General features: G+C 74.5%; 19 protein-coding genes. 11 read left to right on the top strand and 8 right to left on the bottom strand.

Annotation, left to right across the window (positions count from 1 at the left end; all coding sequences use genetic code 11):
* Nucleotides 1-77: 77 nt before the first annotated feature.
* Nucleotides 78-2,291 (top strand): FG-GAP repeat domain-containing protein, encoded by a 2,214-nt coding sequence (locus tag ACIQVI_RS13950; protein WP_403595136.1) that lies wholly within the window; start codon nt 78-80, stop codon nt 2,289-2,291.
* Nucleotides 2,292-2,309: 18 nt separating this feature from the next.
* Here ACIQVI_RS13950 and ACIQVI_RS13945 read toward each other — a convergent pair whose 3' ends face one another.
* Complete coding sequence (locus tag ACIQVI_RS13945) at nt 2,310-2,720, bottom strand: ATP-binding protein (protein WP_403595133.1); 411 nt, start codon at nt 2,718-2,720, stop codon at nt 2,310-2,312.
* A 90-nt stretch (nt 2,721-2,810) separates the two neighbouring features.
* Here ACIQVI_RS13945 and ACIQVI_RS13940 point away from each other — a divergent pair, with 90 nt between their 5' ends.
* The 3 genes from ACIQVI_RS13940 to ACIQVI_RS13930 are packed head-to-tail and all read left to right on the top strand — an operon-like array spanning nt 2,811 to nt 4,530.
* The gene (locus ACIQVI_RS13940) at nt 2,811-3,674 is read left to right on the top strand and encodes a helix-turn-helix domain-containing protein (protein ID WP_403595130.1); all 864 of its coding nucleotides are present in this window, start codon (nt 2,811-2,813) and stop codon (nt 3,672-3,674) included.
* On the top strand, nt 3,671-3,907 hold the full coding sequence (locus tag ACIQVI_RS13935) for a DUF397 domain-containing protein (protein WP_403595128.1): 237 nt from the start codon (nt 3,671-3,673) through the stop codon (nt 3,905-3,907). Before ACIQVI_RS13940 ends, ACIQVI_RS13935 begins: the two co-directional genes overlap by 4 nt.
* Nucleotides 3,904-4,530 (top strand): HAD family hydrolase, encoded by a 627-nt coding sequence (locus tag ACIQVI_RS13930; RefSeq protein WP_403595126.1) that lies wholly within the window; start codon nt 3,904-3,906, stop codon nt 4,528-4,530. Before ACIQVI_RS13935 ends, ACIQVI_RS13930 begins: the two co-directional genes overlap by 4 nt.
* Nucleotides 4,531-4,658: 128 nt before the next feature.
* Here the strand turns inward: ACIQVI_RS13930 and ACIQVI_RS13925 are convergent, their stop codons facing one another.
* A complete protein-coding gene (locus ACIQVI_RS13925; RefSeq protein WP_403595122.1) occupies nt 4,659-5,978 on the bottom strand; it encodes a helix-turn-helix domain-containing protein in 1,320 nt (439 codons plus the stop codon).
* 188 nt (nt 5,979-6,166) lie between these two features.
* Here ACIQVI_RS13925 and ACIQVI_RS13920 point away from each other — a divergent pair, with 188 nt between their 5' ends.
* The 5 genes from ACIQVI_RS13920 to ACIQVI_RS13900 all read left to right on the top strand — a co-directional run bounded on the left by ACIQVI_RS13920 (nt 6,167) and on the right by ACIQVI_RS13900 (nt 11,273).
* Entirely contained in the window at nt 6,167-6,631 is a 465-nt protein-coding gene (locus tag ACIQVI_RS13920; protein WP_403595120.1) for a hypothetical protein, read from the top strand.
* A gap of 98 nt (nt 6,632-6,729) precedes the next feature.
* The gene (locus ACIQVI_RS13915; RefSeq protein WP_403595117.1) at nt 6,730-7,533 is read left to right on the top strand and encodes a class I SAM-dependent methyltransferase; all 804 of its coding nucleotides are present in this window, start codon (nt 6,730-6,732) and stop codon (nt 7,531-7,533) included.
* Nucleotides 7,534-7,543: 10 nt separating this feature from the next.
* Nucleotides 7,544-9,550: a protein kinase gene (locus tag ACIQVI_RS13910; RefSeq protein WP_403595114.1), complete on the top strand. Its 2,007-nt coding sequence runs from the start codon at nt 7,544-7,546 to the stop codon at nt 9,548-9,550.
* A gap of 102 nt (nt 9,551-9,652) precedes the next feature.
* Nucleotides 9,653-10,828, top strand: a complete 1,176-nt coding sequence (locus tag ACIQVI_RS13905; RefSeq protein WP_403595111.1) for a flavin-containing monooxygenase — start codon at nt 9,653-9,655, stop codon at nt 10,826-10,828.
* A 61-nt stretch (nt 10,829-10,889) separates the two neighbouring features.
* Entirely contained in the window at nt 10,890-11,273 is a 384-nt protein-coding gene (locus ACIQVI_RS13900; protein ID WP_403595109.1) for a hypothetical protein, read from the top strand.
* Nucleotides 11,274-11,342: 69 nt separating this feature from the next.
* Here ACIQVI_RS13900 and ACIQVI_RS13895 read toward each other — a convergent pair whose 3' ends face one another.
* From ACIQVI_RS13895 to ACIQVI_RS13885, 3 genes are all read right to left on the bottom strand, one after another.
* Entirely contained in the window at nt 11,343-11,840 is a 498-nt protein-coding gene (locus tag ACIQVI_RS13895; protein ID WP_403595106.1) for a hypothetical protein, read from the bottom strand.
* 22 nt (nt 11,841-11,862) lie between these two features.
* Nucleotides 11,863-13,170: an MFS transporter gene (locus tag ACIQVI_RS13890; protein WP_351969409.1), complete on the bottom strand. Its 1,308-nt coding sequence runs from the start codon at nt 13,168-13,170 to the stop codon at nt 11,863-11,865.
* A 92-nt stretch (nt 13,171-13,262) separates the two neighbouring features.
* Nucleotides 13,263-13,862, bottom strand: coding sequence for a TetR/AcrR family transcriptional regulator (locus ACIQVI_RS13885; RefSeq protein WP_403596832.1), 600 nt, complete (start codon nt 13,860-13,862; stop codon nt 13,263-13,265).
* Between the two features lie 67 nt (nt 13,863-13,929).
* Here ACIQVI_RS13885 and ACIQVI_RS13880 point away from each other — a divergent pair, with 67 nt between their 5' ends.
* The gene (locus ACIQVI_RS13880; protein WP_403595102.1) at nt 13,930-14,337 is read left to right on the top strand and encodes a hypothetical protein; all 408 of its coding nucleotides are present in this window, start codon (nt 13,930-13,932) and stop codon (nt 14,335-14,337) included.
* On the opposite strand, the gene ACIQVI_RS13875 is transcribed toward ACIQVI_RS13880, so the two are convergent.
* Nucleotides 14,315-15,562: an MFS transporter gene (locus tag ACIQVI_RS13875; protein WP_403595099.1), complete on the bottom strand. Its 1,248-nt coding sequence runs from the start codon at nt 15,560-15,562 to the stop codon at nt 14,315-14,317. The genes ACIQVI_RS13880 and ACIQVI_RS13875 overlap by 23 nt on opposite strands.
* Before the next feature lie 78 nt (nt 15,563-15,640).
* On the opposite strand from ACIQVI_RS13875, the gene ACIQVI_RS13870 reads away from it, so the two are divergent.
* Nucleotides 15,641-16,651, top strand: a complete 1,011-nt coding sequence (locus tag ACIQVI_RS13870; RefSeq protein ID WP_403595096.1) for a GlxA family transcriptional regulator — start codon at nt 15,641-15,643, stop codon at nt 16,649-16,651.
* A gap of 222 nt (nt 16,652-16,873) precedes the next feature.
* Here the strand turns inward: ACIQVI_RS13870 and ACIQVI_RS13865 are convergent, their stop codons facing one another.
* A complete protein-coding gene (locus ACIQVI_RS13865) occupies nt 16,874-17,326 on the bottom strand; it encodes an ATP-binding protein (RefSeq protein ID WP_403595093.1) in 453 nt (150 codons plus the stop codon).
* A gap of 394 nt (nt 17,327-17,720) precedes the next feature.
* A complete protein-coding gene (locus ACIQVI_RS13860) occupies nt 17,721-18,089 on the bottom strand; it encodes an STAS domain-containing protein (protein WP_121831031.1) in 369 nt (122 codons plus the stop codon).
* Between the last annotated feature and the right edge of the window lie 23 nt (nt 18,090-18,112).

The following is an 18,112-nucleotide window of genomic DNA, read 5'->3' as shown; positions in this document are numbered from 1 at the left end:
CGGCCCCGCCCCTCCCTGCTCCTCCTCGCACCTCCCCGCTCCTTCCCCCCTCCCTCCGTCCGAGAAGGACCGCCTCCTTGTCCCAGGCACGCACCCCCCGGCGCCGCCTCACCGCCGCCGTCGTCGCCGTCCTCGCCGTCACCGGCGGCGCCCTGACGGCCCCCGCCGCGTCGGCCGCCCCCGCCCCCACTCCCCCGACGGCACAGGCACAGGCACAGACGCAGGCACAGACCACCGCCCCCTTCCCCCGGAACTCGATCGTCATGGGAAGCGGCCCCACCGGGTTCCTCAGCGCCGGGAACACGGGCGCGGAGAGGGGGCCCTACCGCTGGACGCGGTACGCGGACGGGGTCACGACCGAGTTGGCCGGGAAGCCGTACGCGGGTGTCATGGGGGCGGACCTCGTCGCGAAGCGCGAGGGGGGTGTCGTCGAGCTGTACGACATGGCCACCGGCGCCGCTCCCCTGCGGTTCGACACCGCCGCCCTGCCCGGCCGTTCCCTCCGGGGGATCGCCGGGACCACCCTCGTCATGACGGCGGCGAACGCGGCCGGCGGCACCGGGGTCCGGCTCGTCGGGGCGGGGCCGGACGGCCCCGACGAGCGCGAGGTCACCGGTCTGCCCGAGGACGCCGTCGTCACGCGCGTGGACGTGGACTCCCCCACCGCCTTCGTGGTCCTGTACGCGAGCGCCGAGGGCGGGTCCCGGCAGGAGCACGCGGCCGTCGTGGACGTCGCCTCCGGCGCGGTCGTCGAGCGGTACGGGGCCTCCGGGACCGGGCCGCTCTCCGACACCGCCCTGTCGCCGGCGCACCTCGCCGTGGTCGAGCACCCCACCGCCACCACGACGGTCCTGGCCGTCACCCGCCGGGACACCGGCGCGACCGAGCGCCTCCCGCTCCCCCACGCGGACCGCCTCCTGACCGGCCTCGTCGGCGACTGGGTCGCGTACGCGCTCCCGGGCGGCGCCGGAACCACCGTCCCGCACGCCCTCCACCCGCTGACCGCCCGCTCGCTGAAGACCGGTGAGACGGTGAAGCTCCTGGACCACGTGGCCGAAGGCGTCACCGGGCCCGGCGGCGCCCCGGTGCTGCGCGGCGGCACCCTGGACGCGGGCGAGGGCCTCTACCGGATCGCCCCCGGCCCGGACGGCACCCCGGCCGCCGCGCTCGTCGCCTCCACCGGCGAGCCGACCGCGCTGACGCTCGTGGCCCAGAACGTCCCCGAGAAGGCCGTCTTCGACCCCGCCACCGGACTGTTCCGGATGAGCTGGACCCTCAGCCGCCGGGCGAGCACGTCCCTCAAGCTGACCCACACCGCCTCCGGGAAGGTGCTGTGGCCCAGCCTGTCGTACCTCGCGGGCAACGGCTACGGACTGGGCTGGAACGGCGTGTTCCCCAACGACGTCACCGCCTACAACGGCCAGTACGCCTGGGAGTTCACCGCCCACCCGCTCAACGGCATCGGCCCCGCCGTGACCCGGTCCGGCACCTTCGAGGTCGCCCGCACGCCCACCGCGCACGACTTCAACGACAACGGCACCCCCGACCTGCTCGTCGGGGACGACAAGGGCGTACGCGTCTACGACGGCAACCAGGTCCTGCGGGGCAGGGCGCCGGTCACCCTGGACACGACCCGCCTCTCCTACGGCGCGAGCGGCTACGACCGGGTCCTGGCGCCCGGGAACCTCGGCGGCTCCCCGCACGCCGACCTCCTGGCCCGCGACCGCAGCGGCGTGCTCTGGCTGCACCAGGGCGCCGGCCGCGCCCTCGCGCCCCGCGTCAGGGTCGGCGGCGGGTGGCAGGTCTACGACCGGCTCGCGGGCGGCAGCGACCTGACCGCCGACGGCCGCCCCGACCTCGTCGCCACCGACAAGGCCGGTGAGCTGTGGCTGTACAAGGGCACGGGCAACACCTCGGCGCCCTTCGCGGCCCGTACGAAGATCGGCTTCGGCTGGGGGATCTACAACCAGCTCACCGCCGTCGGCAACATCGCGGGCGGAGCCGCCGGCGACCTCGTCGCCCGCGACAAGGACGGCGTCCTCTGGCTCTACCTCGGCAAGGGCGACGGCACGTTCGCGGCGCGCACGAAGATCGGCGGCGGCTGGAACGCGTACGCGGCCGTCGTCGGCCTCGGCGACGCCGACGCGGACGGCCGCGCCGACGCGGTGGCGTACGGCGCCCAGGGCCGGGCCTACTTCTACAAGGGAACCGGCGACTGGCGCGCCCCGTTCGAGGGGCGCGCCACGATCACCAACGCCGCCCTGATGACCGGGGGTCTCCACCTCTTCTGACGAAACCTCAGAAGAGGGTCAGCGGGGAGTCAGCGGGACGGTCGCCCAGACCGTCTTGCCGACCTCCCGCTCCTTCACCCCCCACGCCGTGGCGAGGGCGGCGACGAGCACCAGCCCGTAACCGCCCTCGTCGGGCGTCGCGGACGGTAACGGCCGCCGCTCGCCACGCGCGTCGGACAGCTCGATCCGCACGTGGCCCTCCCCCCGCTCCATCCGCACCTCGAAATCCCTCCCGGACACGCGCCCGTGCAGGGCCGCGTTGCTGGCCAGCTCGGCGAGGACCAGTTCGGCGGCCTCGGCCCCGGCCCCGGTGACCTCCCATTCCCGGAGCTGCTGCGCGCCCAGCAGGCGCGCCAGGCGTGCGCCCCGGCGCGTGGCCGACAGCCGGAGGACGAACTCACCGGTCGGGGTGGTGGTTTCTGACTTCATGCCCCGAGAGTGGTCCGCCGCCCCTACGCTGACCAGCAGCGACGCGACGACGCTGCGTAACGGTACGGGCACGCCAAGAAGGCGGTACGGATGTCGGGGAACGAGGAGGAGCGGCCGGAACGGCCCTCCGAAGTGGACGGTACGGCGCACCTTTTCCAAGCGCTGGGCAAGATCCTGAAAGTCCTGCGCCACAACGCGGGGCTGAGCCAGGCGGAGCTGGCGGGCCTCGTGCACTGCAGCGAGGACCTGATCTCGTCGATCGAGCGGGGCGTACGGACTCCGCAACCGGACTTCCTGGTACGGGTGGATCCGGTGGTGAAGGCGGGCGGGGTGCTCGCCGCGGCGGCGGACAACGTACGGGAGGCGCTGGCGCGGGTTCGGGTACGACACCCGGACTGGTTCCGGAACTACGCCAAGGCCGAGGCGGAAGCGGTCTCCCTGCATCACTACTCGCCCCAGGCCATGCCGGGCATTCTCCAAACGCACGGGTACGCGGATGCCGTCTTCCGCCATCGGCGTCCGCTGTACGACGAGGAGAGCATCGAGAAGCTACTGGCTGACCGAATCGCACGTCAGGCCATCTTCGAGAAGCAGCCAGCGCCGACAATGAGCTTCGTCATCGAAGAGGATGTACTCCGTCGCCCATTGGGCGGACGAGAGGCCTTCCGTGAACAGCTCAAGCGCTTGGTCGAGGTCGCCAAGCTCCGGAACGTTCACCTCCAGATCATGCCGACCGATCGCGAAGAACACCCGGCGCTGGGAGGTGAGTTCATCCTCCTCACCCTGAGGGGGAAACGAGAGGTCGCGTACATCGAGAGTTACCAGCACGCCCGCCTGATCACCGACCCAGAAGAGGCACGCACGTACGCAGAGCGGTATGGAATCATGCGCGCACAGGCACTCACGCCCATGGAGTCCCTGGAGTTCATCGAAAAATTGCTGGGAGAGCTATGAGCACCGCACATCTGGCCTGGTTCAAGAGCAGCTACAGCAGCGGCGAGGGCGGGGCCTGCATCGAGGTCGCGTACGACTGGCACAAGTCCAGCTACAGCGGCGGTGAAGGCGGCAACTGCGTCGAGGTCGCCGCCCACCCCACCACCGTCCACGTCCGTGACTCCAAGGTCCCGCACGGCCCCCAGCTCGCCGTGGCCCCCGCCGCCTGGGCGGCCTTCGCCTCGGCCGTGTGACCGGGAAGAAGGTCGTCCTCTTCGACGTCGACGGCACCCTCGTGGACGCCGTCGCCAACCAGCGCCGCGTCTGGCACGAGTGGGCCGGGCGGTACGGGCTGGACGGGGACGAGGTGTACGCCGTCGCGCTGCGGACGCGGCCCGTGGAGACGTTCGCGGCGGTCGTACCGGCCGAGGACCCGGACGCGTGCCTCGCCCTCCTGCACGCGCTGGAGGGCGAGGACGTCCGTACGGGCACGTACACGGCCTTCGACGGCGCCGCCGGGCTGCTGACCGCGCTCCCGGCGGACCGGTGGGCACTGGTGACGTCGAACTACGAGCACCGGGTGCGGGGGCGGTTCGGACGGACCGGGCTCCCGCTGCCGGGGCTGATCGTCGACGCGGCCTCGGTGGCGGAGGGAAAGCCGTCGCCCGTCCCGTACCTCACCGCCGCCAAGAAGCTGGGCGCGGACCCGGCGGACTGCCTGGTGATCGAGGACGCGCCCTCGGGGGTGCGGGCGGGGCTCGACGCCGGGATGACGGTCTGGACGGTCAACGTCCCGGCCCCGCACCCGGACGCCCACCGCCACTTCCCGACCCTGGCGGAGGCGGCCCCGCACGTCCTGGCGGCGCTCGGCTCCTGACCCGGCCGTAATCCACGTGCCCCGGGGCCCGGGCCCCGGTTAGGCTCCTGCCGTCCCCGGGTGCTGACAAATTCGGGGACCGACCGGCGACCGCGTCCACCTGGCTCCTGCTCGGAGCGGGGTCCGTCTCATGACGGGCGGTCGCCGGCACCTTTTCCCGCACTGGCCGGGGCCGACACGGCGGCGTGCAGTTCGCGTACGCCGGCGGCCCGGGGGTGCCGTTGCGCCAACTCGGTGACGATGCGGCGGATCGCGGGGCGGTCCCGCACCTCGCCGGGGCTCGCCCGGTGGGCGTCGAGCAGGGCGCGGGCGGTCTGCTCGGGGCGGCTCCACGCCCACCAGGCACGGGCCATGTCGGTGCCCAGCCGCGCTTTGCGCTCGGCCGTCGGGAAGTGGTCGGTCCGAAGGTTCCGTCCGGCCTCCAGGGCCGCACCGGCGTCGCCGAGCGCCCAGTGCACACCGACGGTATAGAGGTCGACAGCAGCCGGGTTGATGGGGAAGAGACGTCCGGTGGGTGCGAGGAGCGGCAGGCGCCGGGCGGCGCGTCGGGCTTCATCGGCCATGGCCGGCGCCTCGGCGCGCCGGCCTCCCCGGGCGGCGGTGTAGGCCAGGGTGCACAGCATCTGCGCATAGGCCGACGAGGCGGCCTCCGTCCGCAGCCCCGTGGCTTCCACCCGGGCCGCCGCCGACTCCATGAGGCTCTGCGCCTCCTCGCCCCGGTCCTGGTGACGGAGCACGATCGCGAGTTCCCGGGAGGCGGCGGCCTCGGCGAGCGGAGAGCCGGACACCTCGGCCCAGGTGCGGGCGCGGTCGGCGGCGAGGCGGGCCCGTTCGTACGAGCCGAGCTTGATCAGCAGGGCGGCGCTCAGGCTGTAGACGGAGGAGAGCCTCGCCTGGTCGAGTTCACGACGTGAGGACGCTGCGGCGTGCCCGTCGGCCAGGAGGTCCGGCAGCAGAGCGATGAGCCGCGTGTGGGAGCCCTTGTCGTACAGCCCGCGAGCGGACGCCGTACGGGCATCGAGTGCGCCCCTGCCCGTGGGCGACGGGGTGTCGGCCAGGGCCCGGTCCATGCCGAGCAGCATGGCGGCCGGAACGGTCGCCGTGGCGGCGAGCAGCGAGCGGCGGCGCATCGGGTCCTCCTCGGCGTGCGGACTGGCCGACACTCTAGTGGTGGCCGATGCGGTGGGAGCCGGGGGCGCCAGAGAACTCACCAGGACGTGTTGCGGTACGCCCACCGCGGAGGCGGCCCGGTGCATCAGCGTCAGATCGGTCACCCGCGTGCGGCGTTCCATCCGCGAGACCGTCGCCGCCGAGCAGCCCAACTGCCGACCGAGGTCGACGAGCGTCCATCCCCGGCGCTCGCGGCCCAGCCGTACGAGCCCGCCGGGATGGCGCCGGGCGACCGACTCCCTGACTTCCGGGCTGTTCCAGAGCGGGTCACCGGCCATTGGCCCCTCCCCCTGCCGCACGACCGGGGCCCTCACGGTACGGGCCCCGGAAGCCCCACGTCGAGACCGCTTGCACGATGCGCAAACGCCTTGCACAGGAGGAGAGTCGATCACTCTCCGGATGTGGAGTGCGGTGTCCTCGGGACATCGCCCCGCACCTCGCGGAGGCACAGCCCGAGGGAGGCACCATGGCAACCGCAGCCGAGAACGCCGTCGTCACCGATCCGGTGACCGGACCGTCCCGCTCCCCCCGCGACCTCGTGCCGGCCGTCCTCTGGGACAAGCAGGTCGGCCTGCTCATGCGGGACCACCCCTACGACTCCGTCATGGCGGCCCGCGTCCTCGGCCAGGGCTACGCCTACCTCCTCACCGCGATGGCCCACCGCGGCGAGGGCCTGGGACTCGCCCCGAGCACGATCGTGGACGTCGGCGTCCACACGATCATCCTCGACACCGTCGCCTACGCCGAGCTGTGCGACACGTACAACGACGGGCGCTTCCTGCACCACGTGCCCCTGGTCGACGTGAAGAACGACGGGTCGGTCATGAAGACCGCACACCTCGTCGCCCGCGCCGGCTGGGAGGTCGACCTGCCACTGTGGGAGGACGCTGCCTCCTGCGGGCCCTGCCACCACGGCAACGACGCCCACTGACCCGCCCGCCCCCCGTGGTCCGGAGACCGTCCGGGCCCCGGGGGCACCCGGGTGACTTTCCCCCGAACCGGGCGCGGCCCGCGCGCGCCGCCGTCAGGATGAGGCGGGTGACGACCACAGACCTCTGGCACCACTACGGCCGGGACCGCGCCGAGCGGGACCACGCCGTCCCCGATTCCTTCCGGTGGTCCTGGAGTCAGGTCGACGGGCCGGGAGCGGAAGTCCTCGGTGACCTCGCCGGAACGACCCTGGCCGATCTCGGGGCCGGGGCCGCCCGTCACGCCGCCCACCTGACCGTGCACCACGCGCCGGGCCGGGTCGACGCCGTGGACGCCTCTCCGGCGCAGCACGCCATGGCCACCGCCCTCTACGGCCCGCTCGCCCCGCGCCTGCGCCTCGTCCACCGGGACGTCGTCACCCACCTGCGGGCGAACCCCGGCGCGTACGACGTGCTCTACAGCGTCTTCGGGGCGCTGGACTTCGCCGACCCCCGCGAGCTGCTGCCGGCCGCCGTCTCCGCGCTCCGTCCCGGCGGGCGCCTGGTCTTCTCCACCCTCGCGCACTACCTGTCCGGGGCGCCCGCGCAACCGGACGTCACGGCGGCCGACATCCCTGCGCGTACCCCGGACGGCGAGAGCGCCACCCTGCGCCGGTGGGTGTTGCGGGAGCGCGTGTGGAGCAAGGTCCTGGGCGAGGCCGGGTTCACCGCGATCCGGGTGGAGGGGCTTCCCGCCGGTGGAGGCGGCCGGGCGGCCGCCGCTCTCCTGGTCACCGCCGAGCGTCCCGCCGCGCCGGTTCCGCACGGCTCCCACCAGGGTCTTCACCGGTCTTGCATCGTTTCTTCAACTGGTGTTCAGAGGCGAGCAGTTGGCGGACGGTCGGGTGGCGGAGCGCTCGGCTAGGGTGTCGCCCATGCAGGGGGAACCGAACAACAATTCCAGTGCGGACAGTCTGGCCGGCAGCGGGGCCATGCCGCTGGACGCGGAGGATCCCCGGAGCATCGGGGCGTTCAGACTGCTCGGGGTGCTCGGGTCCGGCGGCATGGGGCGGGTCTATCTCGGCGCCGTGCCGGGGAAGTTCGCCGCCGTGAAGCGGGTGCTGCCGATCCTCGCGGAGGACGCGGACTTCCTGAGCCACTTCGGGCACGAGCTGGACAACCTGGCCCGGCTGCCCGCCGGGGCCAACACCAAGCTGCTCGCGAGCGACCGCACGGCGAAGCCGCCGTGGTTCGCGACCGAGTTCATCCCCGGCATCACCCTCAACGAGGCGATCCGGCTCAACGGCGGCCCGCTGACCGGCGGGGCCCTCTGGCGGCTCCTGCGGGACGCGGCGGCCGGGCTCCGGGTCGTGCACGGCGCCGACATGGTGCACCGGGACCTCAAGCCGTCCAACGTGATGCTGACCGGGGACGGGCTCTCCCTCATCGACTTCGGCGTCGCCCGCGCCGCCGACCAGAGCCGGCTGACCAGGACCGGCATGGTCATCGGCACCCCCGCCTACATGGCCCCCGAGCAGGCCGTCGCGGAGAAGGTCCTGACCGGCGCCGCCGACGTCTTCGCGCTCGGCAGCCTCCTGCTGTACGCGGCGAACGGGCGGCCGCCGTTCGGTGACGGTTCCGGCCCCGACCTGCTCTATCGAGTGGTGCACGGCGAGCCCGGCTTCGGGGGCCTCGCCGAGGCCGATCCCGCGCTCGCGGAGCTCGTAAAGAAGTGTCTCTCGAAGGATCCGGCGGACCGGCCGACCGCCGCCGAGCTCGTCGGGCTCACCGAGGAGCGGGCGGCGGGGGCCGTCTGGCCGGAGGCCGTCGCCGCGCGGATCGGGGAGCGGGCCGCCTTCGCCGCCGGGGCGCCCACGGCCGCGCAGCTCGCGGAGCTGGAGGCGGCCGAGCCCGCCCGGGACGTGCCGACGGCCTCGCTCACCCCGCAGGCCGGGAAGGAGCCCGCGACGGCCTCGCCGGACGTGCTCGCCGTGACCGCCGCCAAGGGGGCCGGGAAGCCGGAGAGGCGGCGGAACCGGTTCGTCATGCTCGCCGTGCCCGTCGTCGTGGCCACCGGCACCACCCTGACCGTCGCCCTCGGGCCGTACGAGGTCGGGCGCCTCGGCGCGGCCCCGCAGGACTCCGCCTCCCCGACCGCCGTGGCCTCGCAGCCCGCGGCCGTGCCCTCGGCGGGCGGGCCGTCCTCCGCGTCCCCGTCGGCCTCGGGGCCCGCGTCTCCCGGGCCCTCGTCCTCGAAGCCCGCGTCCGCGCCCCCGGGCGGGGCGCCGTCCTCCCCGCAGCAGCCACCGCCGCCGGGGTCCGCCGTTCCGCCGCCGGGTGGGGGCGGGAGTGGGGGTGGGGGTGCGCTGCCGGGTGGGTCCGGGTCCGGTGGGTCCGGTGGCGGGTCCGGGTCCGGGTCCGGTGGCGGGGTGGATCCCACCTCCCCCTCCGGCGGTACGAAGACGACCCGGCCCCCGGCCCCCCGGCCGACGACCCAGAAGCCCGCCCCTCCCCCGTCGACCGGCGGTTCGGCGCCCTCGGGGACGTACTCCCTGGAGAACGGGACGAGCGGCAACTGCCTGGCGGAGCACAACCCGGGCTTCGGCAACCTCGTCACGTCCGTCGCCTGCGGCTCCAAGAACCCCAACGGCACCCCCTACTGGTACTCCTGGACCTACCGGGCCGGGGCGAACGGCACGTTCCAGCTGGTCAACCGGACGAGCAACCGCTGCCTCCAGCCGGCGGGCAACACCAGCGTCACCACCGCCGCCTGCAACGGCTCCTCCGCCCAGTCCTGGAAGGTCTTCTCCTCGACGTCCTCCGGGCGGCTCCTCAAGAACATGAGCGACGGGAAGTGCCTGACGACGGGGGCGTTCGCGATGACCTACGGCTGCGGGGCGAACCAGAGCGGCCAGGTCTGGCGGAACATCGGGGCCCTGTAGGCGCACGCGGGCGCGTACATCAGGCGCGTGTATACCGATTCGCAACCGAAACCCCGCCCGGTCGAGACCCACTACGTGTACACGTCATTACGCTCAGCATTCATGGTCACCACCCCCCATGAACCGTCCGCCCACCCCGCCCACCCCGTCTACGTCATAGGCGGCGGCCCCGGCGGGCTCGCGGTCGCCGCCGCCCTGCGCGGGCGGGGCGTCCGGGCGGTCGTCCTGGAGAAGTCCGACGCCGTCGGCGCCTCCTGGCGCGCCCACTACGACCGGCTGCGGCTGCACACCACCCGGCGGCTCTCCGCGCTCCCGGGCCTGAAGATGCCCCGCTCGTTCGGCCGCTGGGTCGCCCGCGCCGACGTGGTCCGCTACCTGGAGAAGTACGCGGAGAAGCACGAGCTGGAGGTCGTGACGGGCGTCGAGGTCTTCGGCGTCGAGCGCTCCGGCGAGGAGTGGGTCCTGCACGCGACCGGCGGGCGGCGGCTCGTCGGCAGCGCGGTCGTCGTGGCCACCGGCTTCAACCACACCCCGAGCCTGCCCGACTGGCCGGGCCTCGACGCGTACGAGGGCGAGCTGAGCCACGCGCGCGCGTACCGGAATCCGGAGCCGTACGCGGGCAAGGACGTCCTGGTCGTCGGCGCCGGGAACACCGGCGCCGAGATCGCGGCCGACCTCGCCGACGGCGGCGCGAAGCGGGTGCGGCTCGCGGTGCGGACGGTCCCGCACATCGTGCGGCGCACGACGGCCGGCTGGCCGGCCCAGCGCACCGGCATCCTGGTGCGGCGGCTGCCGGTGCCCGTGGTCGACCGGCTGGGCGCGGCCATGGCCCGCTTCGCCGCGCCCGACCTCACGGCGCACGGTCTGCCCCGGCCGGACACCGGCCTCGCCACCCGCCAGCGGCAGGGGGCGATCCCGGTGCAGGACGTGGGCCTGGTCGCGGCCGTGCGGGCCGGGAAGGTCGAGGTCGTCGCGGCCGTCGAGGGCTTCGCGGGCGGCGAGGTGCTCCTCGCGGACGGCACCCGGATCGCCCCGGACGCGGTGATCGCCGCGACCGGCTACCGCCGCGCCCTGGAGCCCCTCGTGGGCGACCTGGGCGTCCTCGACGAGCGGGGCCGCCCGGTGGTCCACGGGGCCCGCTGCCCCCGCGAGGCCCCGGGCCTGTACTTCACGGGCTTCACGAACCCGATCAGCGGCATGTTCCGGGAGCTGGCCATCGACGCGGAGAAGATCGCGCGGGCCGTCGCGCGCCGGGCCGCCCGGCGGAAGACCGGCTGAGGAGCGGCTGAGGGCGCGACGCCCGGGGGAACCGTCCTCCCGGTCCGCGCGTCCGAAGGCCATGACACGAAGAGCCGGACAGGTCCTCCTCGCCCTCACCGTGGCCATCGGAGCGCTCGCGGGCTGCGCCCCGGCCGACGGGAACGGGAGCGCGGCCACGGACCCGGTGAACACCGGCAGCCCGAGCGTCGGCCGGTCGATCCCCTACGAGCTGTACACGCACTGCGGGATCGACGAGGCCCGCATCGGCTCGACGTACTTCGAGGCGGAGACCCCGCTCTCCGACGGCTCGGGGAACCCGCCCGAGGGCTGGGGCAACCCCGTCCAGCGCGGCACGATGACCCTGACGTCCGGGACGGAGGCCGTCTTCACCGACGACGCCGGACACGAGGTGAGGTTCCGCGCCCGGCCGGGTGCGGACGCCCCCAAGCGCGTCTGCGCCTGAGCGCTCCGGCACCGCCCGGTCCGCCCGGCACCGCCCGGTCCGCCCGGCACCGCCCGGTCCGCCCGGACGTCACTCCGTCGCGTAGAGGAGGATCCCGCCCGCCATGAAGACGGCCACCACCGCGAGCGCGCCCCACACCAGGAGCGAGACGAAGTAGCCCTGCCGGGCCGGGCGGGTGAGCAGCGCCGCCCCGGCCAGGGCCGCCCAGGCCACGAGCCACCCCCGTACGCCCGCGAACGGGGCGAGCAGGGCTCCGGCGAGGGCCGCGAGCGCCAGGTGCCACCACAGCGGGCGGCCGCCGAGCCTGCGCCCGAGGTCCTCGCCGAGCAGGACCACCGGCAGGACGAGGGCCGCCGACAGCACGACCGCCGCCAGGAACCAGGCCGCCACCGCGCACGGGAGCGTCGCCAGGAAGAGTCCGCCCCCGCCGTACTCCCAGGCCTCCGGCTCGCCGTCCCGGCCGGTCACCACCGCCACCGCCAGGGCCAGTCCGCCCTCCAGCAGCAGCGCCGGCGTCGAGACCCTCAGCATCCGGGCGTGCGTGCGCCCGGTGTCGGGACCGCTCATCCGCGATCACCCCCCGGGGACATCATGCTCCCGCCGGAAGCACCGCCTCCGGCCGGGGCCCGCGGATGACCAGGGCCATCAGGGCCGCCGCCGCGCACAGCGCGCCCGAGGCGTACCAGACGACGTCGTAGGTGCCGAAGACGTCCCGGGCCAGGCCGCCCGCGAAGGCGACGACGGCCGCGCCGACCTGGTGGGAGGCGAGGACCCAGCCGAAGACGATCGCGGAGTCCGCGCCGAAGTGCTCGCGGCACAGGGCCATCGTGGGCGGGACGGTGGCCACCCAGTCCAGGCCGTAGAAGACGATGAAGAACAGCATCGGCGGGTGCACGGACGGCGCGAGCAGGATCGGCAGGAAGCAGAGCGAGATCCCGCGCAGCGCGTAGTAGACCGCGAGGAGGCGGCGGGCGGAGAAGCGGTCGGTGAACCAGCCGGAGGCGACCGTCCCGACGACGTCGAAGACGCCGATGACGGCGAGGAGTCCGGCCGCCGCCGTGATCGGCATCCCGTGGTCGTGGGCGGCGGGCACGAAGTGGGTGCGGATCAGGCCGTTGGTGGAGGCGCCGCAGATCGCGAAGGAGCCGGCGAGGAGCCAGAAGGGGCCGGTGCGGGCCGCCTTGAACAGGACGGTGACGGCCCGGCGGGCGGCGCCCGTGACGGGGGCGGGCTTCTCCTCGTACTCCCCGCCGTACGGGGCGAGCCGGACGTCCGCCGGGTGGTCGCGGAGCAGCAGCCAGACGAACGGGACGACGGCGAGCGCGGCGAGGGCCACGGTCACGGAGGCGGGCCGCCAGCCGTGCCGCTCGACCAGCCAGGACAGCAGCGGCAGGAAGATCAGCTGGCCCGAGGCCCCGGCGGCGGTGAGGAGGCCGGTCACCAGGCCCCGGCGGGCGACGAACCAGCGGTTGGTGACGGTCGCGGCGAAGGCGAGGGCCATCGAGCCGCTGCCGAGGCCGACGAGGATCCCCCAGTAGAGGACGAGCTGCCAGGCGGCGGTCATCCACACGGTGAGGAGCGAGCCGAGCGCGATGACGGACAGGGCGACGGCGACGACCCGGCGGATGCCGAAGCGGTCCATGAGCGCGGCGGCGAAGGGGGCGGTCAGGCCGTAGAGCGCGAGGTTCACCGAGACCGCGAAGCCGATCGTGCCGCGCGACCAGTGCAGTTCGGCGTGGAGCGGCTCGATCAGGAGGCCGGGCAGGGAGGCGAAGGCCGCCGACCCGATGATCGTGACGAAGGCGACCGCCGCGACGAACCAGGCGCGGTGGACGCGGGGGGTGCGGACCGGTCCGTCCCCGGGCGTGCGGGCGGGGGTCTCGGTTGTCTGAGCCATGCCACCGAGCATCCCGGCCGCTCCCGTCCCCCTGCCATTGGCCCGGACGACAGCTTTCCAACGGATCGGGCCATCGCGCGGCCGGGGGCGGCTCAGTCGTGCGTGCCGTCCGCCAGGGCCCGTGCCGCCTCCGCCCAGTGCTCCTCGTCCGCGTCCGCCGCGAGGCCGAGGGCGACGCCCTGGCCGAGGCCGACGAACAGGGCCCGGAGCGCGACCGCGAGGCGCCGCGCCCGCTCCGGTCCGACCGTGCCGCCCCGGTGGGCCCGCCCGGCGAGCAGCCCGACCAGGCGCTCCTCACCCGCCCGGACGGACGCGGCGAACCGCTCGCCCAGCTCCGGGTCGCGCAGGGCCATGTCGAGCAGGGTGATCTGGAGCGCGACGGCGGCGCGGGCGCCGGGGCCGTCGCAGTCGCGCCACTGGTGGCGGGCGAGCGCGTCGACCGCTCCGAGCAGGTCCGCTCCGGCGGGCACCGCCCGTTCGATCTCCTCGTAGTGCGGCTCCAGACGGTCGGTCAGCACCGCGACGACCAGGCCGTTCTTGCTGCCGAAGAGCGAGTAGACGGCGCCGGTGGTCAGCCCGGCCCGCTCGGTGATCTCGGCCAGCGCGGCCCGGTGCCCGTCCCGGGAGACCACGTGGAACGCCGCGTCCAGCAGGGCCCGCCGGTTGCGTTCCTTCGTCTCGGCCCTCGTCATTCGCATAAATTCATTATTACAGTAATCGAGTTACGAGAAAGAGGACGTCCGTACGAGGAGGAACCCCATGGACCGTCATGCCGGGGCCACCGGGCCCGTCGCCGTCGGCATCGTCGCCGACGGCGTCTTCAAGGTGCTGCTCGGCGCCGCCCTCGCCCTCGCCGCCGCCCCGCTCTCCCGGCCGCTCGGCGTGCCGCTCTGGCTGCTCGTCGTCTCCGGCGCGGCGGTCCTCGCCTGCGGCGGGGCCGAACTCGCGTACGCGCGCGTGCGCCCGGCCCGCACCCACGTCCGCCTGATGGTCGGTTACGACGCCGGCTGGGCGCTCGCGACCCTCGCCGGCCTCCTGGTGGCGGCGCGGGGCGGCACCGCCGGGGGTGAGGTCTGGATCGGCTACCAGGCGGTCGCGCCCCTCCTGTTCGCCGCACTCCTCGCGGCCGCCACCCCCGCCCGCCTCACGCCCTCGGCAGCGTCCTGATCGGGCGCACGGCGAGGAGCGCGGCCACCACGAGGACGGCGATGCCCGCGCCCGCGAGGAGGACGTGTTCCGTGCCGACCGCCGCCGCGACCGGGCCCGACAGGGTGCGGCCGACGCCCATCATGAGGAGCGATCCGGCCACGTCGTACGCGTGCATCCGGTTCAGCGCCTCCTGCGGCACGTGCGTCTGGACGGCGGTGGACCACATCACCAGCCAGTACGCGAAGGCCGCCCCGCCGATGAACTGGCCCGCGCCGAGCAGCTCCACGGGCGCGCCCAGGCCGAGGAGCGCGAGGTTCACCGGGAGGCCGAGGAGGGCGACCGCGCCCCACGCCAGGGGGCGGCCGGGGCGCAGCCGGAGGGCGAGCAGCCCGCCGGCCGCGCTCCCCGCCCCGTTGACGGCCATGAGCACGCCGTACGCGGCCGGGCCGTGGTCCCCGGTGACCAGGCTCGCGGTGAGCGGCACCATGGGCCCGGCGACCGTCAGGCCGTACACCGTCCAGATGGAGATGACCCCCCAGAGCCAGCTGCGGGAGCGGAACTCGCGCCAGCCGCCGACGAGTTCGGCGCGCAGGGAGTCGCGCTCCATCGTGTCGGAGGGGAGCGGGGCGAGCCGCATCAGGGCGAGGCAGAGGGCGCTGACCGCGAAGGTGGCGCCGTTGACGGCGAAGGCCGCGCCCGCGTTCCAGACGGCGACGAGGAGACCGGCGGCGGCCGGTCCCGCCATGGTCGTCAAGGCCTCGACGACCCGCAGGACGGCGTTGGCGCGCTGCACGTCGGGGGCGATGCGCGGGATCGTGGAGGCGACGCCCGGCTGGAAGAGGGCGGCGCCGACGCCACCGGTGACGGAGAGGACGTACACCACCCACAGGGGTGGACTGCCGAGCGCGAAGGTGACGGCGAGGACGGCGGCGCCGGGCAGCCGCAGCAGGTCCGCGAGGATCATCATGCGCCGGGCGGTGAACCGGTCGGCCAGGACGCCGCCGAAGAGCACGAAGAGCGCGAAGGCGGCGGTCCAGCCGCCGAGCGCGTAGCCGACGGCGGAGCCGGGGTGGCCCGCGCCGAGGAGCCCGGCGGCGTAGGCGACGGGGACCATGCCCTCGCCGAAGACGGCGGCCCCCCGGGCGACGAAGAAGAGCCGGAAGTTACGGTTCCAGAGGGCGGGCGGCCGGTCCGGGACGGGAATCCGTTCGAGGGCTTCGGTCTTGTACGTGTTGTCCGTCACGGTCCAGAACAGCTACCGGAAACTGGTCTGGACCACCACTGATTTTCACCGCCGCCGCCTTCAGCAGGGAGACCGCCCGTGTCGCCGTCATCGCCGCCGCACCGCGTCGCCGTCCTCGCCCTGCCCGGCCTCCTCCCCTTCGAACTGGGCATCCCGCACCGCATCTTCGGCCTCGCCCGGGACTCGGCGGGGCGGCGCCTGTACGAGATCGTCACCTGCGCGACGGCCGCGGGCCCGGTCCGCACCGACGCCGACTTCGCCGTCCAGGTCGAGCACGGCCCGGAGGCCCTCGCCACCGCCGACACGGTCGTGGTCCCCGCCTCGTACGAGCTCGGCCCGGTCTACGAGGAGGGCAGGCTGCCCGCCGACCTGGCCGCCGCCCTCGCGCACATCCGGCCCGGCACCCGGCTGGTCTCCATCTGCACCGGCGGGTACGTGCTCGCCGCCGCGGGCTTCCTCGACGGGCGCCCGGCCACCACCCACTGGTCCTCCGCCGAGCACTTCCAGCGGCTCTTCCCGAAGGTGCGGGTCGACGCGGACGTCCTCTTCGTCGACGACGGCGACGTCCTGACCTCGGCGGGGGTGGCCGCCGGGATCGACCTGTGCCTGCACCTGGTGCGCCGGGACCACGGGACGGGCGTCGCCAACGAGGTGGCCCGCAGGACGGTCGTGCCGCCGCACCGGGACGGCGGCCAGGCCCAGTACGTCGCGCGGCCGCTCCCGCAGGACGGGACGCACACCACGACCGCGGCACGCGCCTGGGCGCTCGCCCACCTCCACGAGCCGCTCCAGCTGCGGGACCTGGCGGAGAAGGAGGCGATGAGCGTACGGACGTTCACCCGCCGGTTCCGCGACGAGGTCGGCGTCAGCCCCGGGCAGTGGCTCGTCCGGCAGCGCGTCGAACGCGCCCGGCACCTCCTGGAGTCGACCGACCTCCCCGTCGACCGGGTCGCGCGGGACGCCGGCTTCGGCACGGCCCAGTCGCTGCGGACGCACCTGATGAGCGCGATCGGGGTGACCCCCACCTCGTACCGGCGCACGTTCCGCGTCACGGGCGCGCAGGACGCGCGGCTCACGGTGCAGGGCTGAACGACCGCCCTTTGCAAAGCCCGGCGTTCAAGGCCCGGCGTCCGGGCGGCGGCGCGCTCGCACGCGCCCCGAGCACGGTACGGACCCGCCGCCACCCGGCCGCGACCCGCACCTGCCGAGGGCCGTCCGGCACCTCGGGCCCGAACGGGCCCGGGGCGCACGGCCCTCGACTCCCCTCGCCACGAATCGCTCACCCCAGGGTGGGCAAAACGGCACGAACCGTCAACAGGGCACCCGGCCGGGCGACACCGGGGCCCCCGGCGCCACCACCGGCGCGGGCACGACCGGAGCCCGGTCCACCTCGCACCAGATGCTCTTGCCGACGCCCTCGGGCTGCCAGCCCCACCGGTCCGCGAGGCCGTCCACCAGCTCCAGGCCGCGCCCGTTGGTGTCGTCGCCCTCCGCGCGCCGGGGCCTCGGCGGGCAGTCGCTGGTGTCGGCCACCTCGACCCGCACCCCGCCCTCCGCCGCGAACAGCATCCGCAGCACGGCCGGGCAGCCCGTGTGCACCACGGCGTTGGTCACGAGCTCGGAGATGATCAGCACCAGCGTCTCCGCCAGCGGCTCGTCCGCCCCTATGCCCGAACCAGCGAGCCGCGACCGCGCCCACCTCCGGGCCCGCCCCACCTCCGCCGGGTCCGGCCCGACCTCCAACTGAACCTGAAGCACCTGCACCGTTCACACCATCCGAACCGGCGGACACATCGCCTCGCGCCTCACAGCCATCGACGCCCTTACGGAACGTGATTCCCTTGCGAGACAGCATGGTTGACGTACAGTCACCGCAACAAGCGCTTCGGGCATATTCCAGCGCGAAGGAGTACGCGTGGTCCATACTGTGCGACGCGCGCTGCGGGGAGTCGAACAGGAGCGCGCGGAGCGCCCTCCCGGGGCGCGAGCGGGGCGCATTCCGGGGCGCGGAGTCACCGCAGGGGCGACACCGGGACGATCCGGGTCAACGTGCACTCGCATCCCACGGAGCGTACCGGAGCCGGAGGCCGACTCCGGGCCGTGACGGCCCCTCGGAAGGACACGACCCGGTCTCGACGTTCCGTGACGCGCGGCGGGCTCAGCGCGCGGGTCCGGCGAGCGCGCCGTCCACGTCCTCGTACACCTCGAAGAGGCGCCGGACGCCGAGCGCGGCGAGCACCTTGGCCACGTGACCGTCCCCGGCGTCCGGGAGGATCAGGCGGAGCCGGCCGCCGCAGGAGCGGAGCAGTCGGCGGGACGCGACGAGGACGCCGACGCCGCTGGAGTCGCAGAACCGCACGCCGGACAGGTCCATCACCAGGTCGTGGCGGCCGCCCGCGACCGCCGCGTGGACGCGGCGGCGTATCCGGGGGGAGGTGACCAGGTCCAGTTCCCCCTGGACGCGGAACACCGTCCAGGGGCCGTGCTCGTCCTCGTCGACCTCGATCGTCGCCACGGAACGCCGCATTCCCCACCCCCGGCCGGTGAAAC

Origin of the sequence: Streptomyces sp. NPDC098101 (genome assembly GCF_044760185.1) — a bacterium.
GTDB lineage: Bacteria > Actinomycetota > Actinomycetes > Streptomycetales > Streptomycetaceae > Streptomyces.
Note: the sequence above shows the minus strand (reverse complement) of the source record. Positions and strands in the feature narration are given on the sequence as shown.

Excerpts from the sequence above, each read along its gene's own strand:
- ACIQVI_RS13945 (WP_403595133.1), bottom strand. The coding sequence starts at position 2,720 with ATGAAGTCAGAAACCACCACCCCGACCGGTGAGTTCGTCCTCCGGCTG.
- ACIQVI_RS13940 (WP_403595130.1), top strand. The coding sequence starts at position 2,811 with ATGTCGGGGAACGAGGAGGAGCGGCCGGAACGGCCCTCCGAAGTGGAC.
- ACIQVI_RS13935 (WP_403595128.1), top strand. The coding sequence starts at position 3,671 with ATGAGCACCGCACATCTGGCCTGGTTCAAGAGCAGCTACAGCAGCGGC.
- ACIQVI_RS13925 (WP_403595122.1), bottom strand. The coding sequence starts at position 5,978 with ATGGCCGGTGACCCGCTCTGGAACAGCCCGGAAGTCAGGGAGTCGGTC.
- ACIQVI_RS13920 (WP_403595120.1), top strand. The coding sequence starts at position 6,167 with ATGGCAACCGCAGCCGAGAACGCCGTCGTCACCGATCCGGTGACCGGA.
- ACIQVI_RS13915 (WP_403595117.1), top strand. The coding sequence starts at position 6,730 with ATGAGGCGGGTGACGACCACAGACCTCTGGCACCACTACGGCCGGGAC.
- ACIQVI_RS13910 (WP_403595114.1), top strand. The coding sequence starts at position 7,544 with ATGCAGGGGGAACCGAACAACAATTCCAGTGCGGACAGTCTGGCCGGC.
- ACIQVI_RS13905 (WP_403595111.1), top strand. The coding sequence starts at position 9,653 with ATGGTCACCACCCCCCATGAACCGTCCGCCCACCCCGCCCACCCCGTC.
- ACIQVI_RS13900 (WP_403595109.1), top strand. The coding sequence starts at position 10,890 with ATGACACGAAGAGCCGGACAGGTCCTCCTCGCCCTCACCGTGGCCATC.
- ACIQVI_RS13895 (WP_403595106.1), bottom strand. The coding sequence starts at position 11,840 with ATGAGCGGTCCCGACACCGGGCGCACGCACGCCCGGATGCTGAGGGTC.
- ACIQVI_RS13890 (WP_351969409.1), bottom strand. The coding sequence starts at position 13,170 with ATGGCTCAGACAACCGAGACCCCCGCCCGCACGCCCGGGGACGGACCG.
- ACIQVI_RS13885 (WP_403596832.1), bottom strand. The coding sequence starts at position 13,862 with ATGACGAGGGCCGAGACGAAGGAACGCAACCGGCGGGCCCTGCTGGAC.
- ACIQVI_RS13880 (WP_403595102.1), top strand. The coding sequence starts at position 13,930 with ATGGACCGTCATGCCGGGGCCACCGGGCCCGTCGCCGTCGGCATCGTC.
- ACIQVI_RS13860 (WP_121831031.1), bottom strand. The coding sequence starts at position 18,089 with ATGCGGCGTTCCGTGGCGACGATCGAGGTCGACGAGGACGAGCACGGC.